Genomic DNA, 12,971 nt, shown 5'->3' on the forward strand with positions numbered 1-12,971 from the left:
ATGGTTACGGCGATAACGATGAAGATATCGGTCATCGGCGGCGGGCGTTGGGCCCGAGCGATCGCTTCGGTGCTGTGCGGGCTCCCGGGCCGCACGGATCGGATCACAATGCACTCACCGAGCAATGCTGCCGGCCTCCAGGCGTGGGCTGCGCAACCGCAATTTGCCGGCCGGTTGAGCGCTCTGGACGCGTGGCCGGCGTCTGGCGCCGATCCGGAGCGACCGGATGCCGTCATTGTCGCTAATCGCGCAAAAGACCATTTTGAGGCTGCGGCTGGCTTTCTGGCTGACGGTATCCCGGTATTGGTTGAGAAACCTGTCGCCCTTTCACGCGGCAATATCGAGCAAATGAACAGCATCGCAAGAACCAGGGGTACGGCGTTCGGAGCCAGCCACGTGTTCTTGTTCGCACGTTACCTCGAGGCCTATGCGGCCTCCCTGGCCTTGCTCGGCCGCCCGCGGGGCCTCCGGATGATTTGGACCGACGGCGCGTCGGACGTCCGTCGCGGGGAAGCCAAGAGCTACGACCCTGCGGTGACACTGTTCGATGATGTGCTGCCCCACATCGTACCGATGGTCGGCGAATTGCAGTTCCGCGATCTCGCACTCGTTTCGCTGGAGGTTGGACGCGGCGGCGCGCGTCTGGCGATCGAAGCGCAGGCCAATGGGCTGCCGGTTTCCTTGCTCATTGCACGCAACGATAACGGTCGGCAGCGCCGGATCGAAGTCGAAACCGGAAAAGGCGTTGCCGTGCTCGATTTCGCCGACGAGCCAGGCGTCATCGATTTCGCGGGGACGCGCGTGAACGGTGACCCACGGTGGAGCACGGCGCTCCGGCCGCTGGGAACAATGCTCTCCGCGTTCATTGCCGTCGTGGAAGGGGCACCGCTGGACCCGCGTTTGTCGCCGGACCGGGCCATCGCATCTGCCGCGTTTGCCGATGCGATTCGCGGCCGCTACATCGCCCATCAGGCCGAATGGTTGGCAAACCGCCTGGGCGAACCGCTCGATGCCGCACTGCTCTATGCGCTTGCGGAATTCGGCAGCAACGAAGCCGGAAACGCCGACACCATCTCCAAGGCCTGGCCGACAATCGGCGGTCAAGCTGAACTGAAGATGCTCTTGGCCAGAAGTCGGCTATTTTTCGACGCGGGCTAGGTCCCGTAGCGGGAAATCTGCGCACGCATAAGTTCGAGGGCGTCCCTGCCCTTCGCGAAATCCGCATACCATTGCGTCGTCCATGCGATCGTCTCGCTGGCGTCTAACCGCGGTCGCCATTTCAATGTCTTGGCAGCCAGCGCGCTGTTGATCCGCAGTGTCTGCTTTTCCGGCGGGAACGAGCCCAACGCCTGCTTCCACGCACCTCCATTGCCCAGCCCTTCGCCGATCGCTGTCGCCACCTGGGCGACCGACATTGATTCGTCGGTAAGCGGGCCAAAGTTCAGGGAGGGTGGATCGGCCGCACCTCTGTTTGCGAGGTATTCCGCAAAGCCAAGATAGCCGGCGAGGCAGTCAAGTACATGCTGCCAGGGTCTGGTCGCCGCAGGATATCGCAATTCAACCGGCACGCCTTTGTGTGCGGCCCTGTAGAGGTCCGGAACGAGCCTGTCGCTGGAAAAATCGCCGCCACCAATCACGTTGCCGCCGCGCGCCGATGCCAGCGGCACCCCGAGCGGCGCAAAGAAGCTCTCGGCGTAACTCCGGACCACGATTTCGGTCGCGCCCTTGGAGGCGCTGTACGGATCCGAGCCGCCCAGCGGGGCATTCTCGGGAAATGCCAACCCGGTCTCCGCGTTCGCATAGACCTTGTCGCTGGTTACCGTCAGAATCGCCTGCAATCCGGGGCTGCCGCGCAGCGCTTCCAGCAAATTCACCGTCCCCATAATATTGCTGGCGAAGGTTCCCACCGGGTCACGATAGCTTTCCCGAACCTGCGCCTGTGCGGCCATATGCAAGACGATTTCGGGTTCGGCGGCTTTGCAGATTTCGGTCACCGCCGGCATGTCGCGAAGATCGGCATGGCGGCTGTCGATCGCCACCCGCTGCCCGATGGTTTGCCAGAGATTGGGTTCGGTCTGGGGCTCCAGGGAAAACGCGGTGACCTCAGCGCCGAGATCGGCCAGAATCACACTGGCCCACGCGCCCTTGAAACCGGTATGTCCGGTCAAGAGGATGCGGCGGCCGCGCCAGAAGCTCGGGGTCAATTTCGCTCTTCCCGCCGCAGAAGACCTGATGTGAAGCTTGCCGACGTCATTGTTTGCTCTGATCTGCGGAGATATTGGCGGTGGCCTCGACCGTCACCAGGGGCCTGAAGCGGACTTGCTGATAGATCCGGCTCACATATTCGCCGATAATGCCAAGGAAGATTGCGTTCAGGCTGATCCCGAACAGCATAACGACGATGAGCGTCGCAAAGCCGCTCGGCCACGACCTGCCACGCAGCAGCGCCTCGACGACATAAAACAGTCCCAGCAGAAAAACAACGATCGAGATCAGAAGGCCGGCATAGGACGCGAGCCGCAGCGGAAGAACCGAGTGGCCGATAATCCCGTCAAGGGCAAAACCCACCAGTTTGCGCACCGGGAATTTGCTGCGACCATGTATCCGCTGTGTCCGGTCGTAGGGAATGCCGGTCTCGCGCGCGGCAAACGAAGATATGACGCCGCGGACGTAGGGGTTGTAGTCGTTCAGTTCCTTGAGGCGGTCGATCACCGAGCGGTCGACCAGGCGGAAATCGCCGGCGTCGCGGGTGATCTGATCATCGGAAATGGAGTTGAGCAGCGCGTAAAATCCACGGCGACCCAGGGTGAGCAGCCTTGCTTCCTCGCGGCGTCGGCGCAAGCCTACGACCACATCATGGCCCTTTTCCCAAAGCGCGATGAATTGCGGAATCAATTCCGGTGGATCCTGAAGATCGCAATCAACCTGGACTGCTGCATCGCCGGATGCGTTTCGGTAGGCGGTCAGTAGCGAGCGCTGAAAACCGTAGTTGCGCGTGAAGCGGATTACCTTGACCCTGTTGTCGATCTTGGCAAGCGCAGCAAGATGTTCGAATGTTCGATCCTCGCTGTGATTATCGGTGAAAACAAATTCCAGATCATATTGGGGCAGGTCTTTGAAAATAGCCGTCAGCGCGGCGTAAGCGCGATCTATATTGGCTTCTTCGTTGTAGACCGGCATGACGAGGGAGATCAGCCGTCTTCGTCTGTTCGGCTCTCCGTCCGGTCTCCCGGTATCGACGGTGCTGCTCATGTCAGATCGTTGCTGTTAATACAAACGGGACTTCTAGGCGAGCCGCTCAAGATATGCAACTCTTGGAATGAGCGGCCACCCGAGCGTCCGCAGACGGATAGTTGAATATTGCGTAGCGCCCGGCGAGAGCATTCGTTGAGTTCGCGGACCCGAGTCAGCGTTCGCCGTCAGAGGGTTTGTTAGGCTTCCGTTTATAGATTTTCAGGATCGGTCCGACGCGTGGTTTGTCGATCGGCTGCCAAATGCCATTCAACAAAGAGAGCGAGTATCTCACTCGGGATTCAAGACTTGGCCATGGCGTGAGATAAACCGGCGGGGCGGCCGTCACCCCGCTGGTATCGGGGGCTATCTCTTTGATGAAGGTAATTCCCTCCGCGGCGGTCGGGCCGGGCGCCGGGGTTGGAATCAGAGCTTGGTACATAAGCATCGAAAACGGATTGGGATCGTCGGCAGCGAGGCGTTGGGTCTCGATCAGCTTGGCGTAGTGCGGGCTTCCGTACAGACTGCTCGAAAGGACGATATACTCGGGATCGAGGGCATTGACGCCGCTCCACGTCAACACGCCCCCATACATCTTGGCGTTCTTAAATATCTTTGGATCGAAGTAGCCGAGGTCGTCGAAAACGATGCGGGCATCCGGCGGTATGCCGCCTTTGGCAGCCCAGTCGTTCAGTGCGAGCAAGGTGCTGTCGTGATGGTGTAGTTCGAGCGTGCGGTTGACCAGCGCGAAGACCTGGTCGGTGCCGAAGTATAGGGTTGCAAGCAAAACAGAAGTCACTGTGATTGGACGCGCCATGCGCCCGAGCAGCTTGGCAAGAAAAAACTCCAGCCATGTCACGACGAAATCAAAAGCAAGCATCGCCATTAGAGGGAGCGCGACCAGAAGGTATCCAAGAATGACCCAAAGTTTGCCGAGAAGCGCGTAGTAGGCAATCTGAGACAATGAAAGTATTGCGGCCAGGAAGAGGCCTCGTTTGCGCGGCGTCGAGAAGCCGCCGATCAACGCGTACAGCGTTCCTGCCACAGCCAGCGCCGAACCAAGCGGGCCAACGTAGTCGTAGATGGCCGTTATCCAATTCCAAGGTGTGAACGTCCCCAGGGGTCCACCCGAGCTGCCGACGATGCTCCATTGGGTGACCCAGGACTGGACATAATAGGGCGTGATGACTGCGTAAGGATTCGTACCGATCCATCCCGCCAAGGCGGTGGCTCCGAGGACGGCAACTCGCTGGGCAATGACCTTCTTGTCCCATTGGTGAGCGCCTGTCGCTCGAATTCCCATCAAGAGCGAAGCCGTTGCAAACGGTACCGTCCACGCCCCTCCGAACTTCGTCCCCTGCACCAAACCACACACCAACCCCAAAGCGGCGAGGCTTGAGAGGAGCCCGTCATTTGAATGACGGAGTGCAAGTCCGAGTGCCAAGAGCCCGAAATATACCTGAAGCGTATCCGGATGAATGACCGTCGTGTAGTAGAAAAAATAGCCATCCGTCAGCAAGACGGAACAGGATAATATTCCGACAACAACCCCCGCATGCTTCCTTGCGAAATTGTAGACGAAAAGAAGGCTCATTAACGCAGCGAGCACCGATATCGTTCTGAGGATAATGGGAGCGGTTGGAAAGGCAGGGAGTCCGACCAGGCGCGCCGTCGCGTAGAAGGGAAAAGCGATATCGAACATCACGGCGCCGTAGTAGACGATGTTGCCGTAGCGAAGCGTTCCCCAATATGCCGGAATTTTCTTGAAGGCTTCGGCTGTCGGATCGAGGTAATTGGCGGGATTGCCAAAAGGCTTGGCGACCGTGCCATCGAGTGCCATCGTCATCCATGGCTCATCGTTGGCGAAAGCTGCCAGCAATTGAGGGTTATCGGTGTTACGCGGAACGAGAGAACCGATACAGATCAGACTCAAGAGGAGAATTGGTACAATATAGCGATCCAGGCGGGCATATTCGCAAATGACCTGCAGTATGATCCGAAAGGGAAGCACCCAAGCCCGAGTTCTTTGCAAAGCCTTCTCTCCCGAATCGCCGAATACGCCGCCGCAGCTTCTTTGCCATTCCGCTAGACGTTCGCGGGCTTCGTTCCATGGACGTCCAGCGTCATCTGATACGGGAATGCCTCGCAAAGACAAGTCACCGGCAACCTCGACGGCTGCGGAATATGTCCTCTCGTTCAGCTTGTAGATTGGAAACAGGGTAGCTTCCGCTTATACTTTCGTCTCCGTCGGACTGAGACAACGGAGCTGCTTCGTCCGGCCCCATTCGCGAGAAGCGTCGACTTCCCTATCCCGGGCTCTCCAAGCAGAACGACGAACGGTGACCGGCGCAGATGCTCGCGCGCACGAGAGCACGAGGCCTTGGGTCCGGACCATTTGAGAATTAATGGTGCTTCTGCCAGCGCCTATTCGGCATCTCCGTTCTGGAGTTTGCTCGGGGCCCCGATGGCGGACTGGACGCGAAGTTGTTGGCAGCGCTGGCCCGGCGAGGGTCCATCATGCAGATCTGACGGCGCGCCGCCGGAGCCGGCCGCCGCTCATTCGGCGGCCACCACCTTGCCCGGCGGCACCCGTTCGCCGGTCTCCTCGAACGGGCGCTCCGGGTGCATCAGAAATGCCGAGAAACCACCGAGCAGCAGCAGGCCCATCGACATCAGGAACGGCAGGTACCAATTCCCGGTGGCGTCGATGACGAAGCCGGCGACGAGCGGCGAGACGATGGCCGCGAAGGCCGAGCCGGTGTTCATGATCCCCGCCGCAGTGCCGGAATATTTCGGTGCGATGTCCATCGGGATCGACCACATCGGGCCGATCACGAGCTCGGCACAGAAGAAGCCGGCCGACAGGCACAGCGCGACCACCGTGATGTCGTGAACGAACAGGATCGGCATCAGCGACAGCAGCGCGCCGGCAAAGCCCACGACCGTCACGCTGAGCCGCGCCAGACGCACATTGCCCGTGCGCTCGAGGATGCGGTCGGAGATGACGCCGCCGATGCTGTCGCCGACGACGCCGGCAAAGAACACGCCGGATGCGAACAGCGCCGAGTTCTTCAGATCGAGGCTGTAGTTGTTCTTGAAGAACAGCGGCAGCCAGTTGAGGTAGAGCCACAGGCACCAGCCGTAGCAGAAATAGGTCAAGGTCACCGGCCACATCCGCTGCAGCAGCGGTCCCCACGGCACCTTAGGTCGCTCGCCGTTCGGCCGCGGCGGCAGCGTCGCGAGCTCGGCTTCGGTGATCGAGGCATGGTCCTTGGGCTCGTTGCGGAAGTACCAGACCCACACGATACCCCACAGCAGACTAACGATGCCGAGCACCACGAATGCGCCGCGCCAGGTCAGCCAGAGGATCAGGAGTGCGACGGCCGGCGGGGTCACCGCGTTGCCGAGCCGTGCGAATGAGTGCGTCAGGCCCTGCGCGAAGCCGCGGCGGTTTGCCGGCGTCCAGTACTGCATCGCGCGGGTCGCGGTCGGAAACGTCGCCCCTTCGCCGAACCCCAGCGCGAAACGCGCGACGAACAGCGCGGCCAGACCATGGACAAAGCCGGTCATGATGGTCGCCGCGGCCCAGATCATGCCGCACCAAAACAATGTCTGGCGCGGCCCGAAGCGATCGCCGACCCAGCCGCCGATCACCTGGAACAGCAGATATGGATAGGCGAAGGCCGAGAACACCAGGCCGAGCTCGGTGTTGGACAGGCCGAGCTCCTTCTGGATGTCTCCGGCCGCGGTGCCGATGTTCACCCGGTCGACATAGGTGATGAAATACATCACGCAGAGCATGGCCAACACGACATGGGTGGCCTTGAACCGAAGCCTCATATCCCCTCCCCTTCCCTGACTATTCTGAGTTCGTCGTCCTGCGGGATGCCGTAGGTGGCTGCTACTGCGTCACAAGTCCCTCATGGTGAGGAGCGCGAAGCGCGTCTCGAACCATGAGGCCCGTGCTGTGACCTACATCCTTCGTGACGCCCGCTCCGCGGGCTCCTCAGGATGAGGGGACACAGCGCTTGTGACACAGTAAGACTAGGTGCCGACCACCTTCAGATGCGACGAATTGCGCTGGTCGCGCTGCTCGAGCAGCTTCATCGCAACCGCGACGCCGCCTGCGCGGTGCGGCACTCCGGCGACCGACAGCCCCATCTCGACGCCGGTGAGCGCGCCGAGCAGCGTCAGCTCGTTGCACTCGCCGAGATGGCCGATGCGGAACACCTTGCCCGCGACCTTCGACAGGCCGGAGCCAAGCGACATGTTGAAATTATCGAGCACGACCTTGCGGAACTGGTCGGCGTCATGGCCGGGCGGCATCAACACCGCGGTCAGAACAGGCGAGAACTCCGACGGCTCCTGGCACAGCACTTCGAGCCCCCAATGATTGACCGCCGCACGCGTCGCGGCGGCCAGTCGCTGATGGCGGGCGAACACATTGTCGAGCCCCTCCTGCAGCAGCATCGCGATCGCCTCGCGCAGCCCGTAGAGCAGGTTCGTCGCCGGCGTGTAGGGGAAGAAGCCCTTGGCGTTCGGCTTCAGCATTTCCTCCCAGTCGAAATAGGAGCGCGGCATCTTGTTGGTGCGCGACGCGGCGCGGGCCTTCTCCGAGATCGCGTTGAAGCCGAGGCCGGGCGGCAGCATGAAGCCCTTCTGCGAGCAGCTGACGCTGACATCGACCTTCCACTCATCGTGCCGGTAATCAACCGAGCCAAGCGAGGAAATGGTGTCGACCATCAAGAGCGCCGGATGCGAGACGCGGTCGATCGCGGCGCGGATGTCGGCGATCCGGCTGGTGGCGCCGGTCGAGGTCTCGTTGTGGACGACCATCACCGCCTTGATGCTGTGCGCGGTGTCCTCGGCAAGTTTGGCTTCGATCAGGGCGCGATCGGCGCCACGGCGCCAATCGCCGGAGATGAAGTCGACCTCGATGCCGAAACGGCCGGCCAGTTGCCGCCACAGCGTGGCGAAGTGGCCGGTCTCGACCATCAAAACCTTGTCGCCGGGCGACAGCGTGTTGACGATCGCGGCTTCCCAGGCGCCGGTCCCCGACGACGGGAAGATCACCACCGGACCTGTCGTCTGGAAGATCTTGCCGCTGCCCTCCAGCACGGTGCGGCCGAGCTCGGCAAATTCGGCGCTGCGGTGGTCGATGACCGGCATGTCCATCGCGCGAAGAATGCGATCCGGGACCGGGCTCGGCCCCGGAATCTGCAGAAAATGGCGCCCTTGATGCATCAGAACCTCCCAATTGCCGGATTCCGGCCCTTCTGAAAGCCATTTTGCATTCATTTTTTGTCTTTTCAATCGAATTTTGGTATTCGATTGAACAGATCGACGCGGTCGCGTTGGCAAATTATTGTTCAGGATATGAAATCCGCGATTCCCGAAGCCGGGGTTCCGATCACCGAACCCGCCGCCGGCAATGGCAGCGACCGCCAGGAGGCCTCGCTCCATGGCGAGATCCTGCTGCGGCTGCGCGACCATGTGGTGGAAGGCAACATTCCCGAGGGCGCCCGCGTTCCGGAGAGGCAGCTCTGCGAGATGCTGGGGATCTCAAGGACGCCGCTGCGCGAGGCACTCAAGGTGCTGGCCGCCGAAGGCCTGATCGAGCTGTTGCCCAATCGCGGCGCGCGGGTGCGCCGGCTCAGCCCGCGCGACCTCGAGGAGCTGTTCGACGTCATGGCCGGGCTCGAGAGCCTCGCAGGACGGCTGGCCTGCGAGGTGATCACCGATGAGGAAATCGCCGGGATCGAGCGGCTGCATTACGAGATGTACGGCCACTATCTGCACCGCGACATGCACGGCTATTTCCAGATCAACCAGCAGATCCACGAGAGCATCGTCGCGGCGGCACGCAACGAGACGCTGAAGACGACCTACGCCAACTTCGCCGGCCGGATCCGCCGGGTGCGCTATTCGGCCAATTTCGCCCGCAAGCGGCAGCGCTGGGCCGAGGCGATGCGCGAGCACGAGGCAATCCTGGACGCGCTGCGCCGCCGCGCCGCAAGCGAGCTCAGCGACATCCTGTTCCAGCACCTGCGCAACAAGCGGACCGCCGCCATCGAGCACCTCGCGGAGACGCCGGACACCGGCCTGGAGACGGCGCCCCAGACCGACTAAAGGGACGGCTAAGGGTGGCTGGAGTGCAGCCATCCTTGCTCATTATGAATTCATAATATAATTCTCTTGTCGAGAGAATGCATAATCCGTGAGCACACGTCAGCGCCATGGATCACATCGGATCTGGGATGAAGAACGCCTCCTCGCTCGAACAGCGCCTGCGGTCCGAACTGACCGGCGACGTGTTTTTCGATGCCTTCAACCGCGGCCGCTACGCGACCGACGCCTCGTTCTACCAGATCATGCCGGCCGGCGTGGTGGCGCCGCGCACCGTCGACGAGGCGTTACGCGCGCTTACGATCGTCCGCGACGCCGGGCGAATCGTGACCCCGCGCGGCGGCGGCACCTCGCAATGCGGCCAGACCGTCAATGACGGGATCGTGGTCGACCTCTCCAAGCACCTGAACAAGATCATCTCGCTCGACGTCGAGAACCGCGGCTGCGTGGTCGAGCCCGGCATCGTGCTCGACGACCTCAACCGGCAACTGAAGAAGCACGGGCTGTGGTTTCCGGTCGACGTCTCGACCGCCTCGCGCGCCACGATCGGCGGCATGGCCGGCAACAATTCCTGCGGCGGCCGCTCGCTGCGCTACGGCACCATGCGCGACAACACGCTGTCGATGGATGCCGCGCTCGCCGACGGCACGCTGCTGCATTTCGGCGAGGTGCCGCGCGACCTGACGCGGTTCGATGCGTCCGACAGCGGCTTGCAGCTGTTTCGCGACATGCTCGATCTCGGCGAGCGCGAGGCGCTCGAGATCGCGGACAAATTCCCCAAGGTGCAGCGCCGCGTCGGCGGCTATAACCTCGACGCGCTAGTGCCGCGCAACGCGCCGAACAATCTGGCGCATCTCCTGGTCGGCTCGGAGGGCACGCTCGCCTTCACGACGCAGGTCGAGCTCAAGCTGTGGCCTGTGATCCGCAACAAGGCGCTCGGCGTCTGCCATTTCGGCAGCTTCTACGAGGCGATGGACGCCGCCCAGCATCTGGTGAAGCTGCGGCCGATTGCCGTGGAGCTGGTCGATCGCACCATGATCGCGCTCGGCCGCGAGATCGCGATGTTCCAGCCGATCATTTCGGCCGCAGTGCGTGGCGATCCCGACGCGATCCTGGTGGTCGAATTCGCGGAAGAGGACCAGGCCGACAATCTCGCCCGCCTCAGGCAGCTCGGCGAGCTGATGGGCGACCTCGGCTTCGGCTGGGACAAGCCGCAGCGCAAATGGGGCGGTGTGGTCGAGATCGTGGAGCCCGCGCTGCAGACCGGCATCGCCGATTTCCGCGCCGCCGGCCTCAACGTCATGATGTCGATGAAGCAGGAGGGCAAGCCGGTCTCGTTCGTCGAGGATTGCGCGGTGCCGCTGCCGCATCTCGCCGACTACACCGAGCGGCTCAATGCCGTGTTCGCCAGGCACGGCACGCGCGGCACGATGTATGCGCATGCCTCCGAAGGCTGCCTGCATGTGCGCCCGGTGCTCAATCTCAAGCTCGAGAAGGACGTCAAGGCAATGCGCGCCATTGCCGAGGAAGCCTTCGCGATGGTGCGCGAATACAAGGGCTCGCATTCCGGCGAGCACGGCGACGGCCTGGTGCGCTCGGAATTCCACGAGACGATGTTCGGCGCGCGCATCGTTGCCGATTTCCGCGAGGTCAAGCAGCGCTTCGATCCGGGCAACACGCTCAACCCGGGCAAGATCGTCGATCCGCCCAGGATGGACGATCGCTCGCTGTTTCGTTTTTCGCCGGACTATCGCGTCGGCGAATTGAAGACCGCCCTCGACTGGTCGGCCTATCCCGGCGCCGGCGGCGGTTTCCAGGGCGCTGTCGAGATGTGCAACAACAACGGCGCCTGCCGGAAGCTCGAAGGCGGCGTGATGTGCCCGTCCTATCGCGCCACGCGCAACGAGAAGGACGTCACCCGCGGCCGCGCCAACACGCTGCGGCTGGCGATCTCGGGCCAGTTGGGTGCGGACGCACTTTCCTCCGACGAGATGATGGACACGCTGAAACTCTGCGTCTCCTGCAAGGCGTGCCGCCATGAATGCCCGACCGGCGTCGACATGGCCAAGATGAAGATCGAGGTGCTGGCCGCGCGCGCCGCGACCCACGGCCTGTCGCTGCGCGACCGGCTGGTCGGCTATCTGCCGCGCTATGTCGATCTCGCTTCGCGCCTTGCGCCGATCGCGAACTGGCGCAACCGCAGCCCGCTGCTGCGCAGCCTGTTCGAGAAACTTGCCGGGATCAGCGCCAAGCGTGCGCTGCCGGCGTTTCGCCGCGATACCTTCCGGCCCGACGCTGAGGTGCTGGGTCCGGTGGACGGCCGCGAAGTGGTGCTGTTCGCCGACACCTTCAACCGCGGCTATGAACGGGAGAATCTCGACGCGGCGATTGAGGTCCTCGTCGCCGGCGGCTATCGCGTGCATCTGCCGAGGCCATCGGACGGTGCCCGGACGCCGTGCTGCGGTCGCACCTTCCTGTCGGCCGGGCTGGTCGAGCAGGCCCGCGCCGAGCTCGACCGGCTGGTTGCGACCTACGCGCCGTTCGCGGCGCGCGGCGTGCCGATCATCGGCCTCGAGCCGAGCTGCCTTTTGACCCTGCGCGACGAGCTGCTGTCGCTGCGTTCCGATGACGCCGCAAAGACCGTCGGCGCGCACGCCTTGCTGTTCGAGGAATTTTTGGTGCGCGAGGCCGAGGCCGGTCGTCTCGCGCTGCCGCTCGGCGCCGTTGTCGGCAAGGCCGTCGTCCACGGCCATTGCCACCAAAAATCCTTCGGCGCGTTCAAGCCGGTGGAGAAGGTGCTGCGGCTGGTGCCCGGCCTCGACGTCAGGACCATCGAGTCGAGCTGCTGCGGCATGGCCGGCGCGTTCGGCTATGGCGCGGACACCTATCAGGCCTCGATCGAGATGGCCGAGCTGTCGCTGCTCCCTGCCGTCCGCAGCGCGGACCAGGACACGCTGATCGTGGCCGACGGCACCTCGTGCCGGCACCAGATCAAGGACGGCAGCGGGCGCACGCCGCTGCATGTCGCCAGCGTATTGGCGATGAGCCTGAAACGTGCGACATCGAAATCCGATCCATCATTGCCGACAAAGGACGAGGCCCATGGCTGAGCTCACTCTCGATACTGCCCGCAAGATTCTGGATGCCGCGCTGGCCAAGGGCGTCGAGAAGAAGCTGAAGCCGCTGGTCGTCACCATCCTCGACGCGCGCGGCGCGGTGAAGGTGACGGCGGCGCAGGACGGCACCAGCCTGATGCGGGCCGAGATCGCCCATGGCAAGGCCTATGGCGCGCTGGCGCTCGGGATGGGATCGCGGGCGCTGTTCCAGCGCGCGCAGGAGCAGGCCTATTTCATCGATTCCGTGAACACGCTGGCGCAGGGCCGGCTGGTTCCGGTCCCCGGCGGCGTGCTGATCATGGACGGCGCCACCCTGCTCGGCGCCGTTGGCGTCAGCGGCGACACGTCGGACAATGACGAGATCTGCGCCGTGGCCGGCATCGAAGCCGCCGGCCTCAAGGCCAACGCGGGCTAGAGTCCCTTCCGCGACAACTGGCTCGTGGAGGCTCTCTTCACCCGGAGCGCATCTCACGATGCGTTCCGCCCTCTCCCGGCGAC

General features: G+C 62.9%; 9 protein-coding genes. 4 read left to right on the top strand and 5 right to left on the bottom strand.

All coding sequences use genetic code 11. The features are described 5' to 3' along the window. Positions 1-18: 18 nt before the first annotated feature. On the top strand, positions 19-1,158 hold the full coding sequence (locus ACVILL_RS00265; RefSeq protein ID WP_456727296.1) for a Gfo/Idh/MocA family oxidoreductase: 1,140 nt from the start codon (positions 19-21) through the stop codon (positions 1,156-1,158). Here ACVILL_RS00265 and rfbG read toward each other — a convergent pair. The 5 genes from rfbG to ACVILL_RS00290 form a co-directional block, all read right to left on the bottom strand. Beyond that, positions 1,155-2,204: a CDP-glucose 4,6-dehydratase gene (gene rfbG / locus ACVILL_RS00270; protein WP_456727297.1), complete on the bottom strand. Its 1,050-nt coding sequence runs from the start codon at positions 2,202-2,204 to the stop codon at positions 1,155-1,157. The two genes, ACVILL_RS00265 and rfbG, sit on opposite strands and share 4 nt — an antisense overlap. Before the next feature lie 46 nt (positions 2,205-2,250). After that, positions 2,251-3,252: a glycosyltransferase family 2 protein gene (locus ACVILL_RS00275; protein ID WP_456727298.1), complete on the bottom strand. Its 1,002-nt coding sequence runs from the start codon at positions 3,250-3,252 to the stop codon at positions 2,251-2,253. A gap of 154 nt (positions 3,253-3,406) precedes the next feature. Beyond that, a complete protein-coding gene (locus ACVILL_RS00280) occupies positions 3,407-5,077 on the bottom strand; it encodes a hypothetical protein (RefSeq protein WP_456727299.1) in 1,671 nt (556 codons plus the stop codon). Positions 5,078-5,787: 710 nt separating this feature from the next. Further along, complete coding sequence (locus tag ACVILL_RS00285) at positions 5,788-7,071, bottom strand: MFS transporter (protein WP_456727300.1); 1,284 nt, start codon at positions 7,069-7,071, stop codon at positions 5,788-5,790. 204 nt (positions 7,072-7,275) lie between these two features. Further along, positions 7,276-8,475 carry a pyridoxal-phosphate-dependent aminotransferase family protein gene (locus ACVILL_RS00290; RefSeq protein WP_456727301.1) on the bottom strand — a complete coding sequence of 400 codons (1,200 nt, stop codon included), beginning with the start codon at positions 8,473-8,475 and terminating at the stop codon, positions 7,276-7,278. Between the two features lie 132 nt (positions 8,476-8,607). Here ACVILL_RS00290 and ACVILL_RS00295 point away from each other — a divergent pair, with 132 nt between their 5' ends. The 3 genes from ACVILL_RS00295 (at position 8,608) to ACVILL_RS00305 (ending at position 12,888) form a co-directional block, all read left to right on the top strand. Further along, positions 8,608-9,360: a GntR family transcriptional regulator gene (locus ACVILL_RS00295; RefSeq protein ID WP_456727302.1), complete on the top strand. Its 753-nt coding sequence runs from the start codon at positions 8,608-8,610 to the stop codon at positions 9,358-9,360. Between the two features lie 128 nt (positions 9,361-9,488). Next, entirely contained in the window at positions 9,489-12,467 is a 2,979-nt protein-coding gene (locus ACVILL_RS00300; protein WP_456727303.1) for an FAD-binding and (Fe-S)-binding domain-containing protein, read from the top strand. After that, entirely contained in the window at positions 12,460-12,888 is a 429-nt protein-coding gene (locus tag ACVILL_RS00305) for a GlcG/HbpS family heme-binding protein (RefSeq protein ID WP_050403640.1), read from the top strand. Before ACVILL_RS00300 ends, ACVILL_RS00305 begins: the two co-directional genes overlap by 8 nt. The last annotated feature ends 83 nt before the right edge of the window (positions 12,889-12,971 follow it).

This window comes from Bradyrhizobium sp. USDA 3364, from assembly GCF_054056355.1.